Annotated in this window: 23 protein-coding genes; 13 read left to right on the top strand and 10 right to left on the bottom strand. The window is 52.3% G+C overall.

Annotated elements, in window-relative coordinates:
- Window positions 1-342: 342 nt before the first annotated feature.
- The 6 genes from B5F75_RS03895 to B5F75_RS07695 all read left to right on the top strand — a co-directional run bounded on the left by B5F75_RS03895 (window position 343) and on the right by B5F75_RS07695 (window position 7439).
- Window positions 343-2508, top strand: a complete 2166-nt coding sequence (locus B5F75_RS03895; protein WP_158093768.1) for a SpoIID/LytB domain-containing protein — start codon at window positions 343-345, stop codon at window positions 2506-2508.
- The gene (locus tag B5F75_RS03890) at window positions 2509-3741 is read left to right on the top strand and encodes a glycosyltransferase family 4 protein (RefSeq protein WP_087288143.1); all 1233 of its coding nucleotides are present in this window, start codon (window positions 2509-2511) and stop codon (window positions 3739-3741) included.
- Window positions 3741-4976, top strand: a complete 1236-nt coding sequence (locus B5F75_RS03885; protein WP_087288141.1) for an acyl-CoA dehydrogenase family protein — start codon at window positions 3741-3743, stop codon at window positions 4974-4976. The genes B5F75_RS03890 and B5F75_RS03885 overlap by 1 nt, the downstream gene beginning before the upstream one ends.
- A 5-nt stretch (window positions 4977-4981) precedes the next feature.
- Window positions 4982-5779 (top strand): electron transfer flavoprotein subunit beta/FixA family protein, encoded by a 798-nt coding sequence (locus tag B5F75_RS03880; protein ID WP_087288139.1) that lies wholly within the window; start codon window positions 4982-4984, stop codon window positions 5777-5779.
- A gap of 10 nt (window positions 5780-5789) precedes the next feature.
- Complete coding sequence (locus tag B5F75_RS03875) at window positions 5790-6776, top strand: electron transfer flavoprotein subunit alpha/FixB family protein (RefSeq protein ID WP_087288137.1); 987 nt, start codon at window positions 5790-5792, stop codon at window positions 6774-6776.
- A gap of 144 nt (window positions 6777-6920) precedes the next feature.
- Window positions 6921-7439, top strand: a complete 519-nt coding sequence (locus B5F75_RS07695) for a pilin (RefSeq protein WP_087288136.1) — start codon at window positions 6921-6923, stop codon at window positions 7437-7439.
- A 66-nt stretch (window positions 7440-7505) separates the two neighbouring features.
- On the opposite strand, the gene B5F75_RS07690 is transcribed toward B5F75_RS07695, so the two are convergent.
- From B5F75_RS07690 to B5F75_RS03855, 3 genes are read right to left on the bottom strand one after another with little or no spacing between them, the layout of a single operon-like run.
- Window positions 7506-7967, bottom strand: a complete 462-nt coding sequence (locus B5F75_RS07690; protein ID WP_087288133.1) for a prepilin-type N-terminal cleavage/methylation domain-containing protein — start codon at window positions 7965-7967, stop codon at window positions 7506-7508.
- A gap of 25 nt (window positions 7968-7992) precedes the next feature.
- Complete coding sequence (locus B5F75_RS03860) at window positions 7993-8319, bottom strand: translation initiation factor (RefSeq protein ID WP_087288131.1); 327 nt, start codon at window positions 8317-8319, stop codon at window positions 7993-7995.
- On the bottom strand, window positions 8319-9503 hold the full coding sequence (locus B5F75_RS03855; protein ID WP_087288129.1) for an AlbA family DNA-binding domain-containing protein: 1185 nt from the start codon (window positions 9501-9503) through the stop codon (window positions 8319-8321). The genes B5F75_RS03860 and B5F75_RS03855 overlap by 1 nt, the downstream gene beginning before the upstream one ends.
- A 95-nt stretch (window positions 9504-9598) precedes the next feature.
- Between B5F75_RS03855 and B5F75_RS03850 the strand changes: the two genes are divergently transcribed.
- Entirely contained in the window at window positions 9599-10348 is a 750-nt protein-coding gene (locus B5F75_RS03850; RefSeq protein WP_087288127.1) for a magnesium transporter MgtE N-terminal domain-containing protein, read from the top strand.
- A gap of 61 nt (window positions 10349-10409) precedes the next feature.
- Here the strand turns inward: B5F75_RS03850 and epsC are convergent, their stop codons facing one another.
- The 7 genes from epsC to kdsA are packed head-to-tail and all read right to left on the bottom strand — an operon-like array spanning window position 10410 to window position 15424.
- Window positions 10410-11237 carry a serine O-acetyltransferase EpsC gene (gene epsC, locus B5F75_RS03845; RefSeq protein ID WP_204201204.1) on the bottom strand — a complete coding sequence of 276 codons (828 nt, stop codon included), beginning with the start codon at window positions 11235-11237 and terminating at the stop codon, window positions 10410-10412.
- An 8-nt stretch (window positions 11238-11245) separates the two neighbouring features.
- Window positions 11246-11965: an LPS export ABC transporter ATP-binding protein gene (gene lptB / locus B5F75_RS03840; protein ID WP_087288123.1), complete on the bottom strand. Its 720-nt coding sequence runs from the start codon at window positions 11963-11965 to the stop codon at window positions 11246-11248.
- A gap of 12 nt (window positions 11966-11977) precedes the next feature.
- Window positions 11978-12877, bottom strand: a complete 900-nt coding sequence (locus tag B5F75_RS03835) for an LptA/OstA family protein (protein WP_087288121.1) — start codon at window positions 12875-12877, stop codon at window positions 11978-11980.
- A complete protein-coding gene (gene lptC / locus B5F75_RS03830; RefSeq protein WP_087288119.1) occupies window positions 12874-13413 on the bottom strand; it encodes an LPS export ABC transporter periplasmic protein LptC in 540 nt (179 codons plus the stop codon). The genes B5F75_RS03835 and lptC overlap by 4 nt, the downstream gene beginning before the upstream one ends.
- A complete protein-coding gene (locus B5F75_RS03825; protein ID WP_204201203.1) occupies window positions 13410-14411 on the bottom strand; it encodes a KpsF/GutQ family sugar-phosphate isomerase in 1002 nt (333 codons plus the stop codon). Before B5F75_RS03825 ends, lptC begins: the two co-directional genes overlap by 4 nt.
- A gap of 3 nt (window positions 14412-14414) precedes the next feature.
- The gene (locus B5F75_RS07295; protein WP_143351240.1) at window positions 14415-14597 is read right to left on the bottom strand and encodes a hypothetical protein; all 183 of its coding nucleotides are present in this window, start codon (window positions 14595-14597) and stop codon (window positions 14415-14417) included.
- Entirely contained in the window at window positions 14597-15424 is an 828-nt protein-coding gene (gene kdsA / locus B5F75_RS03820; RefSeq protein ID WP_204201202.1) for a 3-deoxy-8-phosphooctulonate synthase, read from the bottom strand. The genes B5F75_RS07295 and kdsA overlap by 1 nt, the downstream gene beginning before the upstream one ends.
- Window positions 15425-15586: 162 nt before the next feature.
- Between kdsA and B5F75_RS03815 the strand changes: the two genes are divergently transcribed.
- The 6 genes from B5F75_RS03815 (at window position 15587) to B5F75_RS03790 (ending at window position 25033) form a co-directional block, all read left to right on the top strand.
- Window positions 15587-18217, top strand: a complete 2631-nt coding sequence (locus tag B5F75_RS03815) for a tetratricopeptide repeat protein (protein WP_087288115.1) — start codon at window positions 15587-15589, stop codon at window positions 18215-18217.
- 126 nt (window positions 18218-18343) lie between these two features.
- The gene (locus B5F75_RS03810; RefSeq protein WP_087288113.1) at window positions 18344-20401 is read left to right on the top strand and encodes a RodZ family helix-turn-helix domain-containing protein; all 2058 of its coding nucleotides are present in this window, start codon (window positions 18344-18346) and stop codon (window positions 20399-20401) included.
- Window positions 20402-20413: 12 nt separating this feature from the next.
- Complete coding sequence (locus tag B5F75_RS03805) at window positions 20414-22018, top strand: type IV pilus biogenesis protein PilM (protein ID WP_087288111.1); 1605 nt, start codon at window positions 20414-20416, stop codon at window positions 22016-22018.
- 1 nt (window position 22019) lies between these two features.
- The gene (locus B5F75_RS03800; RefSeq protein ID WP_087288109.1) at window positions 22020-22709 is read left to right on the top strand and encodes a hypothetical protein; all 690 of its coding nucleotides are present in this window, start codon (window positions 22020-22022) and stop codon (window positions 22707-22709) included.
- Window positions 22706-23419 carry a hypothetical protein gene (locus tag B5F75_RS03795; RefSeq protein ID WP_087288107.1) on the top strand — a complete coding sequence of 238 codons (714 nt, stop codon included), beginning with the start codon at window positions 22706-22708 and terminating at the stop codon, window positions 23417-23419. Before B5F75_RS03800 ends, B5F75_RS03795 begins: the two co-directional genes overlap by 4 nt.
- 33 nt (window positions 23420-23452) lie before the next feature.
- Window positions 23453-25033 carry a secretin and TonB N-terminal domain-containing protein gene (locus tag B5F75_RS03790; RefSeq protein ID WP_087288105.1) on the top strand — a complete coding sequence of 527 codons (1581 nt, stop codon included), beginning with the start codon at window positions 23453-23455 and terminating at the stop codon, window positions 25031-25033.
- The last annotated feature ends 35 nt before the right edge of the window (window positions 25034-25068 follow it).

Genomic DNA, 25068 nt, shown 5'->3' with positions numbered 1-25068 from the left:
TTTGCCGGAACGAACTTCCCCGTCCGCATGCCGGGCGGGGTGTTTCGTCCCCGGACGGGCCGTTTTCCAAGTCGTATGAAAACACGGCATATGGCCTGGACAAACGGTTTTAACCTCAGGGAGCGGGTATTTTACCCGCTCCTTTTTTTTGTGCGGGAAACGATACCCGGCAAACGCAGCGCCCAAAAGATTGCCGCCCCTTGCCGCGGGGGGCCGGCCCGGCCACGGCAAAACAGGGGCAAACATTTGCCCTGTTTGGAGCCGCCAGGGAAAAAGCGCGCTCCCTGCGTCAGGCGGGGAAAGGGTGGGGTTTTTGCAGGCCCAATTTGGTATAATTTGTATATGAAGAAATGTTTGCTTTTATCGGTTATTTTAGGGGTAGCCGCAGGGCTGCCGGGCTTGGCTTGGGGCGCAGCGGAAACGGCCGCCGACAACGCCGCTTCGGAAGAAGAAGCGGTGCAAACGGTCAGCAAATCCACGCTGGCGGCAACGCGGGTGGACAGCAAGTTAAACGAAACCGTACTGCATAAAAGCGTGCTGGACTATTATTTGCCAGCGGACATTGCGGCGGTAGCCAAAAAATGCGCGGCGGGCGAAATAGACGAATGCTACTTTTCTTTTAAAACGTTTGAAAACGCGTCCGACGCCAAAACGGCGGCCGCGGCCAATTTGGAATTGGCGGTGCTTTCCCTGCAGCGGGGGCTGGTCAAACAGGCCGTTAAATATATAGACCAAGCCTGCGCTTTTAACCCCGACGATCCCTTTGCCGAGCTGACGCGCGGTTGGATTTTGCTTTCTTCGGGCAAATATAAAAAAGCCCGCAAATCTTTTCAGGACTTGCTGTACCTGACGGCCGATTTTGAGTACGTTTCTTCCGCCAAGCTGGGCACGGCGCTGGCGTGGTACTTGGACGGCGACAAAGAAAAAGCCGCCACCGAGCTGCAGTATCTCTACACTTCTAATCCCTACACCATTTCTTTTGTATCGTATATGCTGGGGCGGATAGCGTCGGAAATGAAATCTTCGCGCAAGCTGGCGCCGGTGTTTTTGCAGCAATCGCTGACGCATGACGCGCGCAATTATGCGGCGGTGGAATTGTTTGCCCAACTGTCCGAAAAAGAAAAAAACGACCTGCGCGCCTGGCAGTATTACGCCACCCTCTACAGCTTGGATCCCGATAATAAAGACCTTGCCAAAAAAATTGAAAAATACGCCAAAAAGCTGGGCGATAAAAGCATTGACTATCTGTTTTACCTGCGCCTGGAGCAGCCCATTGTGCACGAGATGCTTTCCACCCCTTCCGAAAAAGTAAAAATGGCGCTTTACGCCAACCGCGAACAAATCCCGCAGGAATTGCTTTCGTTTTCGCTGATGCCTTCTGGCACCATGCGGGTGGAAGATGAAAAACTGGGGGAAGTGCTGCGCTCTCCTTCTTACATTCAAAAAACGATCGTTTTTAACCCGCAGACGGGCGGGGTGGACTTTACCAACGATAAAGGCCATGTGGAATTTTCGGCCAAGCGTCCGTTCACCGTTACGGTGGAAAACCCCAACAAAACGCTTTTGGTGCGCGAAGCCACCGCCCAAAACATTTTTGCGGCGGATCTAAGCGACAAAGAATTAAAAGGCACCCTGATCGTAATTCCCACGCCGCAGGGCATTAAACTTGTAAACGAAGTGTATGCCGAAGATTTAATCCCCGCCTTGCTGGCCACCCAAGTGCAGGACATTACCCACGATTCCGCCCTCAAGGCGCTGGCGGTGGTGTTCCGCTCGGCCCTGCTGCAGGCGGTTCAAGATCATCAGGATCAGCCCTATCACATTACCGATAACGACCTGCATTTTAAATTTAAAGGCATCAACCTGATTTTTAAAAATTTGTTAGACGCATCCAAAGAATCCGCTAAAATCCGCCTGACCGAAGCCCAGGCCGGCGCCTACGCCGACTGCGGGGTTCTGACCGCGGATTCCTTGGAAAACACGGCGGATAAACCGGGCTATATTTTCTCGCCCGCCAACGTCAGCAAATACCTGCTTTCCAACCCGCCGGCGGATTTGTACTCCCGCCCGCAGGATCCGACCCAATGGGCCGGCATTAAGTGGATGTATTTGTACGATGGAAAAGAGATAGAAAACCGCATCGCCTACAAACAAAACATCGGCAAACTGCGCGCGCTTACGCCTACTTCGTTTACGGAAAAGGGGCGCATTTTGTCCATGCGGTTTGAAGGCAGCAAAGGCTCGTACGAAGCCAAAACCCCGCAGGAGGTCGCGTTTATTTTAAGCGCGGGCACGATGCGCTCCAACCTGTTTGATATAGTGCCGTTTTATAAGGGCAAAAATATCAAAAGCGTCTTGGTGCGCGGTTATGACACGGGGCTTGGATACGGGCTTTGCCTGCAGGGGGCGGACGGTTTAGCCAAACAAGGCGCGGACTATATGGCAATTATCAAGTATTATTTCCCGCAGGCCCGCATCTTGGATACTACCACAGGAACAATTAAATAAATGGAAAAGACAAAAATACTCTACTTCATCACCCGTATGGATCAGGGCGGCGCGCAGGCCAGCGTGCTGACGACGATAAAAACCATCAACAAACAGCAGTTTGAAACGTATCTGGCCACCGGCCCTGGCGGCCGTTTGGACGGACGCTTCAAAAACGATACGCAGCATGTGTTTTTTATTACGGCGCTTCGACACGACATCCGCGCCAAGTACTTTTTTCACGACTTGGTCGCCCTTTTTCAAATGGGGCGCATTTTGCGCCGCGTCAAGCCGGACATCGTGCACACCAACGCCCCCAAAGCCGGCGTACTGGGGCGCATTGCCGCGCGGATTTTTTGGCGCAAGGCCAAAGTGGTGCATACGTTCCACGGGCTGGGCTTTGCCAAAGAACACGGCGAAAAGCAGTTTAAATTTTTTGTGGCGGTGGAAAAATTCTGCGCCAAATTTACCGATGTGTTGGTGTTTGTGTCCCGCCGCAACGCCGCCGAAGCCAAGCAATTGGGCATTGGCAAAGGCGTGCGGACGGAGCTCATCCGCGCGGGCGTAAATTTCAACCCGATCCTGCCGCTTAAATTTGACCCCGTGGCCAAAAAAGCTTCCTTAAAAATTCCCGCCAATGCCAAAGTGGTGCTGGCGCTGGCCAATTTTAAACCGCTTAAAAACCCCATTCACTTTGTGCTGGCGGCCTATAAGGTGCTGAGCCAAATGAAAAACGTGTATTTTATTTTCACGGGGGACGGCCCGCTGAAAGAAACAGCGGTAAACCTGGCTAAAAATTTAAGCATAGAAAAGCAGGTTATTTTCCCCGGCTGGCGCAACGACGCGCTGGAACTGCTGGCCATTTGCGACGTGTACGCCAGCGTATCGTTGCGGGAAGGGCTGCCAATGTCTTTGTTGGAGGCGATGTCTATGCGGGTGCCCGCGGTATGTTATGACGTGGACGGCATCGGCGAAGTAATTACCAACAACAAAACCGGTTTTTTGGTGGCGCCCAACGACATCAACACCTTTGCCGATAAGCTCAAAGTGCTTTTGCGTCACGCTTCGTTGCGCGAACGCTTTGAAGCGGCCATTGACCACCGCGATTTTTCGGAATTTACGGCTTCCACCATGGTCAAAAAGCAGGAACGCCTGTACAGAAGTTTGGTGCCGCCCACCAAGAAAAACGGCGGGAAAAGACGTTTTTTCAGAAGACGCAGACATTTCAAAAAGTTTAACCCTGGAGAGAAATAATGGATTACGCAATCAACGAAATGGAGCAGGAAGTTCTAAACGCTACGCGTGAACTGGCCCAAAAAAAGCTCAAACCTTTGCGTGCGGAAATGGACGCCAAAGAACAATTTTCCAACCAAATGCTGGAAGAATACCGCAAGTCCGGCATGATGGGGCTGTGGCTGCCCGAAGAATACGGCGGCTTGGGCGGGGGGATTACCTGCCTGGCCATGGCGTTTGAAGAGCTTTCCCGCGTGTGCGCGGGCTTGGCGCTTACGCCCGGCACTACGGCGCTGGGGGCGATTCCGATGTTTCTGGCGGCCACCAAAGAACAGCGCGAACGCTGGTGCCCGGACGTAGCCAGTGGCAAAAAGCTGTGGGCCTTTGCGCTGACCGAGCCCGAAGCCGGCTCCGACGCCACCGCCCTTAAAACCACCGCCCTTAAAGACGGCGATTTTTACGTGGTAAACGGCACGAAACATTTCATCTCCACCGGCAAAGAAGCCGATTTTTACACCGTAGCCGTCAACACCAATCCTTCCCGCGGGGCACGCGGCATTTCGCTGCTCGTGATTGAAAAGGGCACGCCGGGCTTTTCCTTCGGCAAAAAAGAGGAAAAGATGGGCATCCGCACCAACCCGACGTATGAACTGATTTTTGAAAACGTGCGCGTACCGAAAGAAAACCTGCTGGGCAGCGAAGGGCGCGGTCTTCTTTACTTGCAGGAAACGCTGGATTATTCCCGCCCGGGCGTGGCGGCGCAGGCCGTGGGCATTGCGCAAGGCGCGCTGGATGAAACGATCCCGTACCTGCGCACGCGCAAGCAATTCGGCCAGCCGATTATCACTTTCCAGGCGCTGGGGCATAAAATTGCCGAACTGGCCGCCAAGACTGAAGCCGGCCGGGCGCTGGTGTACAGCCTGACGCACCGGATGGATACCGAATATCTGCCGGCGGTAAAGGCGGCGTTGGCGGAAGGCACCAGCGTGCACGACGAACTCAAAAAATTAAAAGGCCAACGCTGGACGAAATACAGCGCCGAAGCCAAGCTGTTCTGCTCCAACGTGGCCATGGAAGTGGCCGACGAATGCGTGACGCTGTGCGGCGGCGTGGCCTATATGCGCGATTTCCCGCTGGAAAAATACATGCGCGACGCCAAAATCACCCAAATTTACGAAGGGACCGTGCACATTCAAAAGAACGAAATCATCACGGCTCTCATTAAAGAATACGCCGCTAAAGGCGACGAGGAGTAATTTGTATGCATATTGTAGCTTGCGTAAAGCAAACCCCGAAGTCGGACAATGTGAAAATAGACCCCGCCACCGGATGCTTAATCCGCTCCGGCGCGGCGAGCGCGATGAACCCTTTTGACGAATACGCCTTGGAAGAAGCCGTTACGTTAAAAGAACAGCAGGGCGGAACGGTGTCCGTCATTACCATGGGCCCGCCGCAGGCCGAGGCCGTGCTGCGCGACAGTATCGCCCGCGGGGCGGACAGCGTCTACCAGCTGGGCGATGTGGCGTTTGCCGGGTCGGACACGTGGTCTACGAGCTATGCGCTTTCCAAAGGCATTGAAAAAATCAACGCCATCCGCCCGGTGGACTTAATCATCTGCGGCAAACAAACCAACGACAGCGACACCGGCCACATCGGCCCGCAAATTTCCGCCTGGCTTAAAATGCCCAACGCGGCGTTTGTGAAAAAAGTGGTGGAAGTGAAGGAAAAATCCATCGTCGTGGAACGCCTGACCGAGGACGGAAGCGAAGTGCTGGAATTGCCGTTTCCGTGCGTGTTGTCGGTCGTGAAAGAAATCAACAGCCCGCGGGTGCGCAGCGTAAAAGGCCGCATGGCCGCCAAACGCGCGCAAGTAACCAAGTGGACGGCGGACGATATCGGCGCGGACAAAAATATGCTGGGCGTGAAAAACTGCCCGACGCACGTGGTAAAATCCTTTGTGCCCAAGCGCGAAGTATGCGCCGTAGCGGTGGAAGGCGCTAACGGCAAAGAAAAAGCCGCCCGTTTGGTGAGCCTTTTAAAAGAAGGGAAATACATTTAAGGAAAGTGTTATGAACGATTGCAAAAATGTTTGGATTTTCGCCGAGGCGCAGCGCGGCAAACTAAGCCCCACGGCCTTGGAACTTTTAACGGCGGGGCGCCAACTAGCCGACGATTTGGGCGAAAAATTGTGCGCCGTACTGCTGGGCTATGAGGTGGAAAAATTTGCCCAAGATTTGTTTGAACACGGGGCGGACGTCGTATACGTGTGCGACGACAAAGCCTTGGAAAACTATTTGGACGACGTCTACGCCAAAGTGTTGGCCGATATGGTTCAAAAGTATCAGCCGAATAAATTTTTGCTCCCGGCCACCAACTTGGGCCGCTCGCTTTCCGCCAAGACGGCTATTTTCGTGGGCACCGGTCTGACCGCCGACGCCACGGAAGTGGTTATCAATAAGGCCGACGGCCAGCTGTACGCCACGCGCCCTACCTTTGGCGGCAACCTGATGGCGACCATTACCTGCACCCATACGCGCCCGGAAATGTGTTCGCTGCGGCCGATGTCGTACGAAAAAGCGCCGCGCCAAGCGGGGCGCACGGGGGAAATAGTCCGCTTCGCGTTTGACCCGAAAAAACATACGACGCTGGCCAAATTTGTGGAGTTTATCAAAAGCCAGGGCGACGGGATGGACTTGTCGGAAGCGGAAATTATCGTAGCCGGCGGCCGCGGGGTAGGCAAGGCGGAAGGATTTGAACTGCTTCACAAACTGGCTGATCGGCTGGGAGGAGCGGTGGCGGCTTCGCGCGCCCCGGTGGACAGCGGCTGGATTGACTACCGCTACCAAGTGGGGCTGACGGGCCGCACGGTCAAGCCGAAAGTGTATATTGCCTGCGGCATTTCGGGGCAGATTCAGCATATGGCCGGCATGAGCGGCTCGGATGTGATTGTAGCCATTAACAAAGACCCCGAGGCGCCCATTATGAAAGTGGCCAACTATGCGGTGCAAGGCGATTTGTACGACGTAGTGCCCGCTATGTTGGAAGCGTTGAAATAAGGTTTTGGCTAGCAAAGACGGCGGACAGGCAAAAGCGTGTCCGCCGTTTTTTAATGAGGGGGCGGTTAAGAGGTGCGGGTGCGGCGAGAAGGCGTGGTATAAAAATCAATTTTGCTTTTTTTGTGTTTTTTATAAAATTTAAATATGAATAAAAAATATATCAATCCTTTATTACATCCGGCAAAAGCCGGTTTTACGCTCATAGAATTGTTGGTTGTAGTGCTGATTATCGGGATACTGTCTGCAGTGGCCTTGCCGCAGTATCAACTTTCCGTGGAAAAAAGCCGTTTGGCGGAAGTTTATACCGTGGTACATAAAATTGAACAAAACTTGACGATGATTGAGCTAAGCGACGCGAAATTTGCCTCTAATGAAGAAGCGGCGGAAGCTTGGCTGGAAGATGTAGGACTTCCCTTGGAAGAAGGAGGGGTAAGCGGACTGAAATACGCGGCAAGCAAACACTTTTGTTACAATCCTTCCATGTTTGGCTTAATTATTATGCCTAAGCCTTGTACGGATATAGATACGGCTGAATATGTGATGGGATTTATGCCAAAAAGCGCAACGAGCGAGCGGGCTTTTATGTGCCAGGGAAAAAGCGATTTCGGGAAAAAGCTATGCAAATCGTTGTGTGGAGCTGAAGAGTGCTCTTTGCCTTGGTAATGATTATGTAAAATACAACACCCCCTGCTTGCTGGGGGTGTTTTTTATTAGGACAGAAATTATATTTTAACGAATCAGATAGGCTTCTTCGCCGTCTAGGGTAATGGGCTCTTCGGGGCCGGCCTGACTTTCGCAAAATTCTTTCCCGGCCTGGTTAAGCCCCACGCAGGCCAAACTCAGGAAATTGCGGGTGGTGGTCAGCTTGTACTGGGAATGGGCGTCCGGATTTTTAAGCGTAAATACCGCTTCCCAGCAAGGTTCGTTCGCGTCGTCTTTGGCGCGGCAGTAGGCATACCCGGTATAATTTTTAAGGTTGGATTTTTGCAGGCGTTCCGTCAGCCGGTCGGCCTGATCCTGGGTTAAGTTTTTGCCGGTTACGTAGTTTTTTTGCCGCCCCCACAGCATAACGACTTCCGTCATCCGTGCGCTTTCTACGGCGTTAAAATAATACGGCATGGCAATAGAGGCCAAAATTCCGATAATCAACACCACCACCAACAGCTCAATTAACGTAAATCCTTTTTTCATGTTTTTCCTCTTAGGTATTAAAAAATTATAAAACGCGCACCTTATATCCTTCTTTCTCCAGCAGGGCGGCCGTTTGCTGTTTTTTCTCTCCCTGAATTTCCAAGCGGCCTTCTTTTACCGTGCCGCCGCACCCCAGCGATTTTTTTAGTTTTTTTAACAGTTCTTCCTTTCCTTCCGGATGAAGGGGCAGCCGTTCCACCAGCGTCATCCCGCTTCCTTTTGCGTTCTTGGCAAAGCGCACGCGCACGGGTTCGGTTTGTTTTTTGGGCGCACCCAGCCGGTTGCAAATGCACGGAATGTGTTTGCAGTGCGAGCAGAAACGGGGATCGGTGGAAAAGAAAATTTCGCTCATTATTCGGCCTCCTTCAAGTATTGGCGTAATAAGGTGCGGATTTGGGCTTCGTCCGCCTGCAGGCCAAGCGACCACGCCGCTTCGTGCAGGATGTTTTCCAAGATGGCGGGCAGTTTGGTGTCCAGCTCCGCCAGCGACAGGTTTCTGTCCATACGCAGGTAATCTTCCAGCACGGTGGCTTGTTTGGGGCCCAATAGCGCCCGCAGGGCGCGGGTATTGTTCATTTTCAAGCGGAAATACAGCGGCCCGCCGAACGACAGGTGCGTCAGAAATTTGCGTGCCGTCAGTAAAAACAGCGTCAGCGTTTGGCCCAGGTGTTCGATGCGCACCGTTTTGGCGGCGTGCCCGTTGACGATTTCTTCCTGCGTAATGATTTGCTTGCGCATCACCAGGCCGTAGGAGTTGAATTCCGTCATTCTGTACACGCCGCGCTTGTTGGAAATAACGGCGGCGCCGTCTTGCACGGGCTGGAGCGGAAAAGCGGGGTCTGCCATAATGCCATAGGGGGCCTTTGCAGACGAAGCTTTAATAATATCCGGCAGGTGTTTGTAGTCCGTCAGCGGTTCTTCGGGGTAGAGGGGAATGACGGACATGGTGCAGGCGGTTTGCCCGTCGGCGCTTAGGTTCATGGTTTTTAAATAATTGTCAAAATGGCTTTCGGCCTTGTCGTAGAGAATGTGGCGCAGGCGTTCGGATTTCCGGCGGTGATCCAGCAGCCAGGGCAGTTTTTCCGGGTGGACGATCGCTTCCGGGCGGCTGCTTTGGCCGGTGCGGATATAGGCGCGTTTGGATTTGCCCACCAGGTGCGGGGTAAGGTTGCTTTGCGGAATGTTGATGAGCACAAACATTCGGTCGCCGCGGTCGTTTACGCAAATGTTGATGTCCACAAATACAATGGGATCAATGTATACTTGAATGATGTCCTCTATGGAATTGCGCATTTTTTCGTGGTAGGGAATGCCCAAAAACGGCGGGCGGGGCTTGTCGTTTTTGTCGTCCTGCACGCCCACGATAATGGTGCCGCCCATGGCATTGGCAAACGAGGCGATGGTTTTGGCGAATTTTTCGTGGTTCTTGGGCAGCATATATTTATAGTCCAGCTGTTTTCCTTCGGGCAGCTGGCGGCGGCAGAACTGTACCACGTCGTGAAACGTAAGATCGTGAAAGGGTTTATCAAAAAACATAGCGTTACCTCGTCTTGGCCTGGGGGCGGTATAATTGATAAAATTATTATAATAAAATTATGGTTGGTTAAAGGCAAACTTTCAAGGACGATTTTATGAATTCACCCATGCACGCGCTGGCGGGCGTCATTACCGAAAAATTTATTGCGGCCGATCCGGCCGCCGCTGCCCGCGCGCTGGAAACGCTGGCTACGCACGAAGTGTTGTTGTTGGTGTCTTCGCTCAAAGCGCAGACGCTGGTGGCCTGCCTCAACCCGATGAATCCCGCCAAAGCCGCCGCCGTGCTGCGCCGGCTGCCCATGCGGCAGGCGTCTTACGTGTTGGCGCACTTAGACGTGCCGCAGGCCGCCCGCCTGATGAACGAATTTTCCGCCCCGTACCGCGAACGCATGGCCGCGGTGCTGGAGCCGGCTTTTGCGGAACTTTTGAAGAAAGCGTCCTCTTATCCGCCCGGAAGCGTGGGCCTGTTGATGACGACCGACGTGGTGGCCGTGCGCACGGAGAGCAAACTTTCGGCGCTGATCGAGCGGCTTAAAAATCTGCCGCGCAAAAAATTGCCGGCGGTGTGTTTTGTAACCGGCAAAGACGGCGAGTTAAAAGGCGTCATCCGCACGGCGGAACTGGCTTTCTATACGCCCGCCAGCGTGTGCGGCTCGGTCATGAGTCCTGTGGCCGCACTGCACCCCGAACAAGACGCCCAAACGGCCCGAGAAACGTTTTTAAAGGAGCAAACGGATATCCTGCCCGTAACCGATGGGAAAAACATTTTGCTGGGATTTTTGGCCAAGCAAAACTTGCCGCCCGCTGCGGATAAAAAACCGTTTTGGAAGCGGCTGGCCGAGTAGGCGAAAAGATATTATAAAAAACCCGTCCGAACTTTCGGGCGGGTTTTTGTTTGCCTAAAAATTAATTCAGTTTGGTGTGGGGGGGAACGTCTTGGGTAATCCACTTGTTGGCGCCGATGACGCTTCCGCGGCCGATGGTGATATTTCCCAAGACGGTGGTTTCGGCGTAGATAATCACGTCGTCCTCTATATTGGGGTGGCGCTTGATGCCTTTTACGGGGTTGCCGTTCGGATCGAGCGGAAAGCTTTTTGCGCCCAAGGTTACCCCCTGATAGAGCTTTACGTTGGCGCCGATGACGCAGGTCTCGCCGATGACGACGCCCGTGCCGTGGTCTATAAAAAAGGCCGGGCCGATGGACGCGCCGGGGTGAATGTCGATGCCGGTCAGGCTGTGGGCGTACTCGGTAACGATGCGCGGAATCAGCCGTACGCCGCGCGCATGCAGAAAATGCGCCATGCGCTGCAGGGTGACGGCGGTAACGCCCGGATAGCACAAAAGAGGTTCCACGGGGCTGATGGCGGCGGGGTCGCCTTCGTAGGCGGCGTTTACGTCGCTGATGACCAGGCGCTGAATCTGCGGAAGCGCGAGAATAAAATCCTGCGTGATTTGGCGGGCGTTTTGTTCGCAGCGGGCACAGTCGGCCTTTTCCTGGCACAAAAAGCAGAGGGAATTTTTGATTTGCTCTTCCAGCCGGCAAGCCAGGCTTTCCAAGCCGACGGGCAGGGTTTCCCGTCCGGATTCCAGCGGGTACTGATAAATAAAATCCTTAAGCGCGCAAAAAATGGCAATGGTCTTTTTGGCGGAAGGAATGAATTTCGCTCGCTGAAAGAATTTTTTGTCAAACGTCTGTTTTAATTCTTCGGCGGTTTTGGAAAATAAGTCGCTCACGGCGGGCCTCACATTTTAAAGTCTTCGCCCAGGTAGAGGCGCCTTGCGTTGGGGTCGTTTAAGAGGGTGTTTTGGTCGCCTTCCACCAAGATTTTTCCGTCGTAGATAAGATATGCGCGCTCCGTAAGCGGCAGGGTTTCGCGCACGTTGTGGTCGGTAATCAGCACGCCGATTCCTTTGTCTTTGAGCTTAAAAATCATATGCCGCAAATCGGACACGGTAATCGGGTCAATGCCGACAAACGGCTCATCGAGCAAAATAATTTTGGGGTTGCTGATCATGCAGCGCGCAATTTCCATACGGCGTTTTTCGCCGCCGGAAAGCGTCCAGGCTTTTTGTTTGGCCAGTTTCGTCAGCCCAAATTCGTTTAATAATTCATCCACCCGGCGTTTTTGCTCTTGTCTGTCGTCCAAAATGCGCTCCAGCACGGCCAGCAAATTTTCTTCCACGGTAAGCCCTTTAAAAATGGTCGGCTCCTGCGCCAGATACCCCAGCCCGTGGCGGGCGCGTTCGTACATGGGCAGCGAGGTAACGTCGTCCCCGTCGATAAACACACGGCCTTTGGTGGGGCTGATAAATCCCACCATCATATAGAAAGACGTGGTCTTTCCCGCACCGTTGGGGCCCAAGAGGCCTACAATTTCGCCGGATTTGACGTGAATGTCCACCCCTTTTACCACCATTCTGTCTTTATATACTTTTACAATTTGTTCGCTGCGAAGCTGCATATTTGAAAACCTCTAAAATTTGTCGTTGACGGCCGCCTCGTTAATCGCGGGGGAAACCAGCCACCCCTGTACTTTGCCGTCCATGGTAATTTTGTTTCCTTCGTTGTCGGATTGTACCTTATCCGCTATTATAGCAAATGTGCCCTGCTCGCTTGAGCCGGTAAGCAGCGGGCGGGATCCGTAGGCGTAGGAATAGTTTTTGGTGCCGTCGTAAATAATGGTTTGGGCCGCCAAGGTGCGCTGCTCGTCGGACACTTGGGCGCCGCCCTCCAAGGTAAGCAAGTTTTGCGGCTGGCGGTAAGTTACCTTTTGGGCAGACATCGTTTGCATGCCTTGCGGCGTGGGGCGTTGTACGCGCACATCTTTGTTGAGCACAAAACGGCCCTGTTCCAAGTCAAAATATGCCAGCTGGGCCTGCGCCGTAACGGGAGCTTGGCCTTTTTCGCTGTAAATCAGGCGGATTTCTTTGCCGGGATCGGCTAACAAATCGCCTGTTTTTTTCTGGTAAAGGTAAGTGCCTCTATCCGCATAAGCCTCATACACGGGTTCGCCGGGCTTGGCTTGCTTTAAATATACGTTTCCGCGGACAAAAATGCGGTTTTTGGGCCGATCGGAAAGGGCATAATCGGAGCGGAAGGTATAGACGTCGTTTGCATAGGACACATGGCCGATGAATTCTTCCTGCTGTTTGGCGTTGTGGATCAGCCAGCGGTCGCTGGAGATGAGCCCGCCCAGCGTGGGGGGAAGGGTGATGGCGGCTTCTTTTTTATTTTTTAAAGAGGTTTTGGCTTGCTCCAAGCGGGGTTTTGCCGCCGGAACGGACACTGCCGGGCCTTCTATACGCACGGTTTTGCAGCCGCTTGCCAATACGGCGGCCGCCAGCAGAACAAATAAGACGGAAAAATGTTTCATAAAGAAGTGTTTTTCAGTTCCTGCGTATTTGTGGGAAGCTTGGTGGTTTGTTTTTTGATTTCAATGTTATTTAATTTGGAATCGGTTACCACGCCTTCCCGCGCGGTTACTTTTACGCCGCCGCGGGTGATGACCGTTTTGTCATCCGACCAAATGCGGTTTTTGTTTACGTCGTAAAAAAAGCGGTCGGCCGTAATGACCACCTGCTGGGCAAACGACTGAATTTTGGCGTTTCCCTCAATGGAAACTTTCTTTTTCAGGTAATCAAACGAGCCCGTTTTGCCCGTTACGGAAGCGCTGTCTTTCCCGTTTTCTTTAAGCAAGAGCTCGGGGTTTTTTAAGGTAGCCGTCTGCATGTCGGAAAAGTCCACGCTTTGCGCCTGCAAGACCCACTTTTTTTGGTTATCCTGCGATTCAAAAATGGACACTTTATTGGCGACCTGCATACCGGCGTTTTCGTCGGGTGCAAATTCCTGGCTGGTGTCGCAGGCGGCCAAGGCAGTCAGTGCAAGGCACAATAAAAACAGTTTTCTCATTTTTTATCCAGTAACGCCAAAAATTCAATTAAATCTTTTTCGTCAATAATTCCCACCACTTTGCCCGTTTTGTCCAGCACGGGCAGGTTGTCCACGTGCGTGGCGTGAATCATTTTGGCGGCTTCTATCGCCGGCAAGGTATCCGTCAGATGATAGGGGTTTTTGGTCATCACTTCGGTAATGTTCTTATGCAGCACGTCCGTGCCTTTTTGCAGCAGGCGGCGCAAATCCCCGTCCGTAAAGTAGCCAAGCAGGCGGCCCTTTTTGTCCACCACGCTGGTGGCGCCCACGGCGCCGGTTTGCGTCATTACAAACAAGGCATCCTGCACGGTGGCGCTTTCCCGCACGGTGGGGTTATTCTTGCCTTTTCGCATTAAATCTTTTACTTGCTGGGTCAGCAGTTTTCCCAGCGAGCCGCCGGGGTGAAAGACGGCAAAATCGCGTTTTTCAAAGTGTTTAATTTTCATCAGGCAAATGGCCAGCGCGTCACCTACCGCCAAGGTGGCGGTGGTGGAAGCCGTCGGCGCCAGGTTATAGGGGCAGGCTTCGCGTTCAATATAGACGGTAATATGAATATCCGACATGAGCGCCAGCTTGGATTTGTCGTGCCCCGTCATGGAAATGACGGTTAATTTGCGCCGTTCCAGCGAGGGGAGAATTTTGTTTATTTCTTCGGTCTGGCCGGAAAAAGAAATGGCCAAAATAACGTCTCCGGGGGTAATCATCCCCAAGTCTCCGTGCAGGGCTTCCACCGGGTGCACAAAGAAAGACGGCGTGCCCGTAGAAGCCAGCGTGGCGGAGATTTTCCGCCCGATAATGCCGCTCTTGCCGATACCCAGCACAACGACGCGTCCTTTGGTATGGGCAATCACGTCCACCGCTTTTAAAAAATTGTCGTCAATGCTTTTGCGGCTTAATTCCAAAGCCGTGTGTTCCACGTCCAGCACATGGCGGGCGATGCGTTTAATTTCAGCCGGGGAGTACTCTAGTTTAGCCATAAGTTACCTGTTTGAATCTAGCCACGGCGTCGTTTCCGGCGCGGGTTGGCGCTGCTGGTAGGGAGCGGGCAGTCGTCCCGCCGCATAGGCCAGCACGGCATACGCCGCCGTGCAAACCAACAACAGCGCCCCCAATAATTTGAGGTGCCAGCCGATCGTCGGTTTCCAGGCGGGGTATGAGGTCATTATTTAAATTTTTTGACTACTTGGTCAATGGCGCACAACTGGCGCACCATTTGGGCGGTCATCTCTAAATTCAACGAGTTTGGGCCGTCGGAAAGGGCATGATCCGGATCCGGATGCGCTTCAAAAAATACGCCGGCAATTCCCAACGCCGTGGCCGCTTTGGCCAGTACCGGCGCCAGTTGGCGGTTGCCGCCGGTGGCGCAGCCCAAGGCGCCTGGTTTTTGGACGGAATGGGTGGCGTCAAAAATAACGGGATAGCCAAACTGTTTCATAATTTCCAGCGAGCGCATATCCACCACCAAGTCGCCGTAGCCGAAGCTGGCGCCGCGTTCCGTGAGTAAAATTTTATGGTTGCCGCGCGATTCTATTTTTTTGATGACTTGTTCCATCGCTCCCGGCGCCAAGAACTGGCCTTTTTTTACGTTTACCGCGCGTCCGGTATCGGCGCAGGCCAGCACCAGGTCGGTCTGGCGGCACAGAAAAGCGGGAATTTGCAAAATGTCGGCCACTTGGGCCACTTCTTCGGCCTGCCACGGTTCGTGCACGTCCACCACCAGCGGCAGCCCGGTAAGGGCTTTGGCTTTGGTTAAAATTTCCAGCCCTTTGGCAAGGCCCGGGCCGCGGTAGGCGTCTACCGAGGTGCGGTTGGCTTTGTCAAAGGAAGCTTTTAAAATAAAAGGGTGTTTGGTTTTGGCCAAAATGGCTTTTAGTTTTTTGGCGGTGTCCAAATAATGCTTTTCGCTTTCAATGACGCAGGTGCCCGCCATAAAAACCAAAGGCAGATTGTTTGAAATTTTATAGTTGCCGATTTTAATTGTTTTTTGCATATACATATAATAGCAAATTTTAGCTTTGTTTCTATCTGCAAAAGCCTTCCCGGAAATCTTTTGCTGTATCCCGAACGCAACAGCGGGCTAATTATTTTTTGCTTTCCTAACACGAAGGAAAAAACTACAATATAGAATAACTATTTATATTGTGGAAACTATATGCTCAATTTAACCAAATCTGCTAAAGAAACCGTCTATATGAAGATCGTTCGGGTGTTGCTGGCGATGTGTTTTCTCGTCGTGCCGCTCGTGTTTTTTACGGATTTAACCGCCAATCCGTTTTTTGTGCAAAATACGTTGCTCTATTTGCTTATTGCACTTATCTACGGCACGCTGGCCGTTAAATTTTTGCGCTCCAAGGACATAGATTTTACCAAAACTTTTTTTGATTTGGCCTTCTTTGTGTATGTAACCGCGTGTGTGATGGGGTGGCTGTCGGCGGTGTCTTCGGCTCAGCAGGCCATGCGCCAGACGCTTTTTTACGATTTGCTGAATTACGGCAGTTTGCTTATTATCGTATCGCTGGGGGCGTATATCATCAGCAAAAATATCGTTTTTTCCGGCACCATTGAAAGCAAAACCAACTATATTTTGCTGTTTTTGGGGTGGGGGGCGCTGTGGTATTTTCTGCCGATGCTCAAAACCCATTTGACTTCGGAAAATATACTCGCGCAGCTGTTTGACTGGTACGCCCTGCTGTTGTGGGGCGTGGGCGTGTGGCTGGGCATGCGCGTACTGCGCAAACTGACGCAGGAAAATATCCTGGTGCTGATGTTTATTGCCGTATTTTTGGCGTGCTGCTACGGCGTGCTGCAGGCATTGGGACTGGAATTTTTATGGCCGTTTGAAATCAACCAATTTGCCAGCAAAGCGTTTTCCACGTTTGGCAATCCGAACTTCTTGTCCTCGGCGGTGGTTATGCTGCTGCCGGCGCTGCTGGTGTATTTTATGCGCACGGACAGCAAAAAAGATTTTGTCGTCTACGGGCTGTTGGTGTTGGTGTATATTTTGTTTTTATGCTTTGGGCTGGCGCGCTCGTGCTGGATAGGGGCGGCGGTGGCGCTGGTAATGATGTGGATGTTTGGCACGCTGCGCGCACTGATTTGGAAACGCAAAGGACGGGTGTTTTTGCTGGCGCTGTTGGCGGTGGGAGTAGGATGGGGATCGGTGTATGTGGACGGAACCGATATGCCCAGCCCCGTGGCCAAACGCGCGGCCGAGCTTGCGCAGGTAACCCCTTCCAACATCACGTTAAAAGTAGACCGGGATAAGATTTTTCAATCCCTGCACCAGCGTTTGTTTATGTGGGACGTATCCAAAGAAATTTTTCTGGAACGCCCCGTTTTGGGCAGCGGCCTGGGCAACTTTCAAATGGCGTTTGAGCAGAACCAACCCAAAACGCTGCTGCGCTATCCCAATTTGCGCGAACTGAAAACCATCACCCACGCCCCGCACAACGAGCTTTTCTTCCAGTTGGGGCAAGGGGGCATCGTCGGGCTGGGGTTGTTTTTGTTTATGTTTATGGTGCTGTTTTTGGAAATGCGCGATTTTGCCGCCCACAAAAAGGAAGGAGACAAAAAACAGCTTTTGCAGGCGTTGTTCTGCGGTATTTTGGGAATGCTGGCCGACAATATGCTTAACATCTCCCTGCACGCGGTGGTGCCGGCGTTTATCTTTTGGTGGATGGTCGGGGCGGAAGTAAGCGGCGTGGGGAAGGAAGAACGCCGCATTTCCATTACGGCAAACCCGGTTACCAAAACGGTGGCCTTGGCGGTGCTGGGGGCCAGTGCGGCCGTGTTGGTGTGGCAGGGCTTGTGGCTGACGAGTGAGTACCACTCTTTCTTGGGGCAGAAAGACGTAGCCGTCAAAAAATACGATTCCGCCGTCAAAAACCTTTCCGAAGCGCTGGCGCTTTATCCGGCCAATACGGAAGCCGGTTTCCGGCTGGGCAACGTGCTGTTGGCGCAAGGCAAATATAAAGAGGCCTTGGAAGCGTTTGAAAAAACGATGTCGGCCGCGTCTTATTATGAAGAAGTGTATTTCCATGCGGCGCTGGCGGCTTTGGGCGCCAACGAGCCCAAAAAAGCGGTGCATTACCTGATGGATAATTTGCGCCTGCACCCGTATAACTTGCAGGCCTATTTGATGCTTTCGCAGCTGCTGCACGAGGACGTGATCTATGCGGACGCTTCCGCCCTGGCCTTAATGGAGCGGGGGCTGACGCTGTTTCCGTACGAAACCAATTTGTGGCGCTTGGCGGGAGAAATCTATCAAAAGTTGGGAGATACCGAATACGCCAAAAATACCTATAAACGCGGGTTGACGGTGGATACCCTGGATCACGAACTGCTCCAGCGTTTAAGCGCCCTGTATCCGGCCCGTTCCACGGATCGGCCGGCCGTCATCGCGCAGGCCCAGCGCCTGCAGCGCTATCAGGACAAGGCAAACAAATTTAATAAAATGTCGCCTTATTACCAACAGCGCCTGCGCAAAGACATTGAGGCCTACATAAAAGATTACCCCGACGATACCAACGGCCCCATTCTGTTAGCGCGGGTGCTTTCGCTGGCGGGCAACGACATTAAGGCCGAAGAAGTGCTTGAGGGCGTGCTGGAAAAATATCCGGATGATTTGTGGGCCAATTTGGCGCTGTCTACTTTGTATTATAAAGCGGAGGACGTAAAAAAAGCCGAGAAGTGCCTGCAGGATGCGCTGTTTTATTATCCGCAAAACGCGCTGGCAACGGCCCGGCTGAAAGCGCTGGAACAGGCGGGATTGATTGCGCTATAAATTCCAAAAAGGGTGTTTTGCAAAAAACTTAAAAAGTGTCTTTACAAACCGCGCGAAATTGCTATAATTCTATTATCTGTGTGTTGCAGGGTATAGACGATGTTTCGCAAGGGACAGGATGACCGAATGATAAAAATAAATAAATTCTGGAATTATCTGATTGTTGCATTCTTTTGCTTCGCTCTGACGAGCGGAAGCGATGTTTTTGCGGCTTCGGCGGCCAAACAGCTGGCCAGAGGCATTGATCTTTATGAACAAAATAAAGACAGCGAAGCCATGGATTATTTTATTGACGTTATGGTCTCCGGCGACAAAGACCAAGTGGCCGAAGCCAATAAATATGTGGAATTGATCCATAACCGCATGGGGGGCATTCAAACCCCGGTAGAGGTGGACATCAATTTTAAAGAAGGCGAAGTAAAAAGCTTGGAAGACGTGACGGATGCTTCCGTGCGCGCCGCCCAAGAGCAGGCGCAGGCCGCCGCCGCGCAAGCCGCGGCCCAAGCCGAAGCCGCCAAAGCCCAAGCCGCCGCACAGGCGCAAGCCGCCAAAGATAACGCGCTGGCCGAAGTGAATGCCCAACAGCAAGCCTTGACCGAACGCATTGAAGCCAACCGGATGGCCGCCCAACAGCGTGCCGACCAGGCCCGCCAAGAAGCTTTGGCCCAAGCGGCCGACGTAAATGAAGCCGCTTTAGAGGCCGCTACCGTCAATGCAACGGCCGGCTCGTTGGGGCTTTCCGCTACGGATCAGGCCGACCAGGAAGCAATTGACAGCCAGACGGATGCCGTGCTGAACGCCGCCGAAGAAAATGAACCGGCGCCCGTACAGCAGCCCGCTCCCCGTCAGGAACAAGTTCTCAGCTCTACCACCACACAGCCTGCGCCCGTCACGGAAACCGCTCCGGCAGAATCTGTTCCGGCGGAAGAAACGGCCTCTTCCACCTTTGCCGATTTGACTTCTCCGGAAGCTTTGGAAGCGCGCGAAATCTATACCCGCCAAAAAATAGAAAGCATGTCCGCCGCCGCTGCGGATAAAATTACCGCCGCCAAAGGCGTAAACCTTTATTTCCGCGACGGCATGCCCGATGCGTTGGACATGGAGGCGGACGTGATTTTCCAAGGCAACAAATTCCGCCCCGAAGGCTTGGCCTTGCTGGATAACATCTACGATTTAATGGCGCTTACCCAAGGGGCCGCGTACGTGATTCTGCCCCCCGGGTCGTATACGGATGACGTGACGCTTTCCGGCATCCGCCAGGCGATGGCGCTGAATTCCTATTTTGTAAACCGCGGTATTTCGCAAGGAAAACTCCATTATAATATGGGGTTGGTGGATCAGGAACCGCCTGCCCGGTTTGCCAATTTAAACGGCCTTGCCATCGTGTTTGACTATGCCGCCAAACTGCCTACCCGCTTGGAAAAGAATGAAAATAACCAAAAAGCGCCGCTTTTGAGCATGGCCATTGTGCCGCAGTGCCATGCCATTGACCGTGCGTTAGGGGAAGCGTATGCGATTGATTTCTCCGTCTTGGAAACGGTCAACCCGGTGGACAATTGGGTGCTGCAGGTCGTCCAGCATGGGCGGGACGGAAAGTATTACGTCGTGCGCCAGCTGGAAGGCTTTACGCCCGTCTATCATCAGATTTTGTGGAACGGCAGAAAAGGCATTATCGGGCCGGAACTGCCGTGCGGTAAATATACGTTGGTGTTAACCGCCACGGATTTAAAAGGCCAAAAACAAACCTTGCGCCGCCGCGTGATTGTAAAATGCTCGGAGCAGAAAGTAACTTCTTCTTCGTCCACCACTTGCAATACGGCTTCCTGCCAAACGGCGGCCGCCGATGAGCTGTGCCCGAAATGCAACTACAAAGCTTCGCGCCTGTGGGTCAAACCGGGCCGCACGATGAAAGCCGTGCAGCAAGCGGCCCCGGCCGCGGAAGCTGCCGCTTCGGAAACGGATCCGTACGCCATGCCGGATACGCTGGCGCCCGCTTCCTCGGATATTCCCGACACGCTAACTTACAGCACGGGCACTGCCGCCGCCAACCCGGCGTATGCCCCCATGGCGGATTCTCAACAGCCCTACGCCGCCCCGCAGAGCACGGCCACCGGCTCCTCTGCCCCGGCGGAACTGCCTGTGAATAATCCCTATGATATGCCGTATGAACAATACGGCAATTAGTCCGAGGTACTTATGAGCTTTTCTGAAACTTTAATCGGCAAGAACATGAACGCCCATCCGGATTGTCTGGGCATCTATATTGGCATTGATGAAATGTATATTGCGCAAAGTTCCAAAAAGGACAGCGGAACCGTTTTGGAATCGTTGGTGCGCGTGCCGATTAATTCTGTAGATAAAACTTTGCTTAAACCGCTGGATTTGAATGAAGCGTTTTTTTCCATGGACAATTGGTTGGAAGCACTGGGAAAAGTAACTTCCAAAAAGAAATGGAAAACCAATAAAGTTGTGGTCAGCTTGGCTCCTGCGTTTTGTTTGCTGCGCCATTTCGTGATTCCGGCCGCCATTGAACGCAAAATGTGGAAAAGTTCCATTCCGCTTCAAGCGCGCAAATATATTCATTTCCCGTTTGAAAAAGCCGAATACGCTTACCACGTGTACGAATTTGAAACGGCCGCAACCAAACAAAAACGCTTGGGCGTTGTGTTTGCCATGACGACAAAACTGATTATTGAGCGTTTGCAAAAAGGCCTCAAAGCGGCCGGGTTGGAATTGGTATCGGTGGAACCATCCAGCTTGTCTATGGGGCGCGCTTTTAACGACAGCGACAAAGAAGCCATTGGCCCCGGAGGAAGAATTTATTCTTTCTTCGGAAAAGATATGGCCAGTTTCGTGTTTTTAAACGAGAATGCGCCTGTTTTATTGCGTGAAGTGGAAATTTACGGCTCCCTGCCGGCAGAACGCCGCCGCTTTGAAATTACCAACTGCACCGAATTTATCGCCAAGCAGCTGGAAAAAGATCCGTTTGAAGAAGCGGTGATCATGGGGCACGATACGGAGCAATGGATTCCCGCGTTGGAGGCCGATTCCAAAAAGCCGGTGCGCAAATGGGACTTGCGCGAAGTATACGGGATTGAGACAAACTCCGCCGGGGAAATTGCGGCCATTGGCGCGAGCATTAAATTTTATGATCACAAAACGCCGGACTTGGATTTTACCAAGGGAACGCGCCTGAGCGATTATGAATTTAATGCCAGCTTAACCGCTTGGAAGATTGCGGCGGTGATTATTGTCATTTTCCTGTTGCTCATCGGCAAAGGATGGCTGGGCGTGCAGAGCAAAGCCAGCGAACTGGCCCGCACCAAAGCCTCCAACAGACAAACGATTGCAGATTTTGAAGGGCTTACGGCCAATCAGATTCAATCGAACTTGAGCAAAATGAAAAGCCAAAACGGCAACCTTTCGACCTTATTGTCCGGCGACAGCGTCCTGGTACCTGTATTGGAAGAAATTGTTAATACCATTCCGCAGGAAATGTGGATTACGAAGTTAAGTTATACGGATTCTTTCCCGTCTAAGGGAGCTTCTTCCCGCAAGATTGATATGGAGGGCGTCATTAAAACAGGAAAAGACGGCCGGGCCGATTTGGCGTTGGGCAACCAATTTAAAGACGCGCTTGTGCAGCAGCCGATTTTTCAACAAATTTGCGGCAAGACGGCTACCATTCGCTACGTAAATGTGGCCGGCGCCGGAACGTCGGCCGCGTCTGCCGGCGGACGGGAGACTACGGGCCAGGAAACCAGTTTCGTGTTTACCTGCGGCAAAGAGGGAGGACGTTAATATGCCTGTTAATTTGAAAACAAATAAAATTGTTGAAAATTTAAAAAAGGGTTTTCAGGATATCCAAACGGTCTCCCAAGAGGGCAATTTTAAACTGTTTTTAAAACAGTTTATCGCCGTGCTGCTTATCTTTCTGGCTTTTCGGTTTTTAAATGGAAAATTTGCGGAAAAAATTTCCAATTACGAAGGGCAGATGGATGCCATCCGCGTGCAGCAAACCAGCGAGCGGGAATACCAAAGCAATAAAAAGAAACTTTTGGATTTGGAACCGCAGTTTCCGGATATTTCTGCTAAAAACGAATGGCTCTTAAGCCTGACGCTGGGCCTGTTTAAAGAAGCTAATGTAACCCCTCAAATGGAAGGGGGGCAGGCGGAAGATACGTCCAATGCTTCTTATACGGCCACTTCGTTGCGGGTCAATGCCGAAATGGGGTTTGACCAGTTTGCCAACTTTTTGGCGCAGGTGGAAAACTCAAAGGACTTCGTAAAAATATCCGAGTTTTCATTGGAAAAAATGAAAGAAGCGGATAAATTGGGAATGAATAAAATTTCTATGAAGTTCAACACGATTTTCCCGAAAGAAAAAATTGCAAAATCCTTATTTAAGGATTATGATAAAATTATGAAAGAAAGAGAGGCCGCCGCAAAAGCCGCCAAACAGCAGGCCGAAAACAAGGAGGTAAATAAATGAACCGGAAAGTAATCTATTTGTTTACCTTGTGCCTGTTTGGAACGTGCGGTATTTTGCAGGCACAGCCGGCGGTTGAACAGAATGCCGGGGTTTCCCCGGCGGAAGCTTCCCGGCTGACGGGAAAAACCGCTCCCGGCGTAAAAGAGACGCTGGCCGCTCAGGCGGACGTTTCGGTGGAAACGGTAACGGCTCCGGCGGCGCAAGAACCTGTTGCACCCGCGGCCCAGCCGGGTGAAGTATTGCCGGTTGCCGCGAACGCGCCGGAAGGGGAATCTTTTGTGGCTCCGCGGGAAGAAGTGACGGAAGTGGTGGAAACACCGGCCGCCCCGAAAGTGGTTTATAATCCCAAAAATCACCGGGATCCTACGCTGTCTCCGGATGATTTTTTGTTGCTGCAATATCGTGAACAACAGCGCTTGGCCGCCTTGGAGGCGGAACGCCAACGCAAACTGGCCGAAGAACGCCGCCGCCGCGAAGAAGCAGAGCGCTTGCGTCAGTTAGAATTGGCCCGCATTAAAGACCCCACCCGCGAGGTACGCAATAAGATCCGTGTAACGGGGATCATCGGGGAAGAAGTTTTCATTGGAGATAAGATTTACACGATTGGGAAAAGCATTTATGGGGCCCGTATCGTGGAAGTGCGTCCGGAAGAAGTGGTGTTTTCGTATAAAGGACACAAATTTGTAAGAAAAGTGCAGTTGCCGCTTTAAAAACTCATTTAGGAATACTCAACAGGAGGATAGATGACTAATCGTTTAGCAGTTGTGCTGGCGTGTGTATTTTCCTTGGGATTAACGGGTACGGTTTCGGCCCAACAGGCCCGGCAGACCCTTCCCAGTGATGATACCATCGCTTTGACGGAGGATACGACGGTAAAGCTGTCGGGAGAATCCGATCTGTATAAGGAAACGGAGGTTTTTTCTCCTTTGGACAGAAAAGTCTCCATTCGTGTTTCCAACGTACCGATATCGGCGTTTTTAAACAGCATTACCACGCAAGCTAAGATTAACTTTATTATGAGCGAAGAATTCGCCAATAAAAAAGTTACGGCTTCGCTGACCCGTGTAACGGTGAGGGAGGCACTGGATACGCTTCTTCGCGTACACGGTTTGACGTATCAGCGCATCGGCAAAAGCGACAGCTATGTGGTAACCAAACGCTCCAGCGACGCTCCGGATACGATTACCAAAATCTACACGCTGAGCTATATTTCGTTGCAAGGCATCGGCTCTGCCCAAAGCGAATTAAGCAGCATTATGCCGCAGGATGTGTCTACGGGCGGTTCCAGCTATTCCAGCTCCAGCACGGATACGGGCATTGGTGTAGGCGGTACCGGCACCTCCGGCACGACGGATTCGTATAGCGGCGGCGCCGAAATTACCGCTATTGTAAAAAGCATGCTCTCTCCTGTTGGTAAAATTGCGGTAGATCCCCGCACGAACAAACTGATTATTACCGACGTGGCGGAAGTATTCCCGCAGGTGGAAAACATCTTGGCGGAATTGGACATCAAACCGCCGCAGATCTTGATTGAAGCCCAAATTGTGGAAGTCAGCAAAACCAGCGGGTTGAGCTTGGGCTTTGAATACGGCGGCGAAAGCGGTGCCTTGGTTTCGATGACGGCCCCCAGCCGCGTGGTGGATTTGGATTATATTAAAGGCAACGGCGTAAAAGGCTGGAACTTTATTTTCCCCACGAAAGACCAAATGAACAGCGACTCTTCGGAAAGCGGCGGTTCCAGCAGCAGCTCCAGCTCTTCGTCTGATCAGACGGATGAAGGCGGTTTGTTGGATTTCTCTGCCTTTAACATTGTGCTCAAGAGCTTGCTGACCCGCGGGGAAGCAAAATACTTGGGTAAACCGAAAGTCGTAACCTTGAACAACAAAACGGCTACCATCACGACGTCCACCGATGCTACCGTCGGCCAGACGATGAGCCAGTCCGGCAGCGGATCGGGCGAAGGGATGACGACGACTTCTGCGGAAAGAAAAAGAGTCGGTCTGACGCTGCAGGTTACGCCGCAGGTAAACCGCGAAGGCTACGTCACGCTGTATGTGCAGCCTTCGTATTCGGACTTGGTAAGCTCCGGGTTTGACTTCTCTAAAGATACCACCACCCGTGCCGCTTCTACGCTGGTGCGTGTGAAAAACGGACAGACGGTGGTAATCGGCGGTCTGCTCACTTCCCGCGAAACCAACCAAACCCGCAAAGTACCGCTTTTGGGGGATATTCCGATATTGGGCTGGCTGTTTACCAGCAAGACCACATCCAAAAGCACAACGGACTTGGTAATCTTTATCACGCCGACCATCTTAGCGGAATAAATTAATCAAGCAGTCTTGTTCACCTGCCCCCGACA

The organism is Elusimicrobium sp. An273 (assembly GCF_002159705.1).
Lineage (GTDB): Bacteria > Elusimicrobiota > Elusimicrobia > Elusimicrobiales > Elusimicrobiaceae > Avelusimicrobium > Avelusimicrobium gallicola.
Note: the sequence above shows the minus strand (reverse complement) of the source record. Positions and strands in the feature narration are given on the sequence as shown.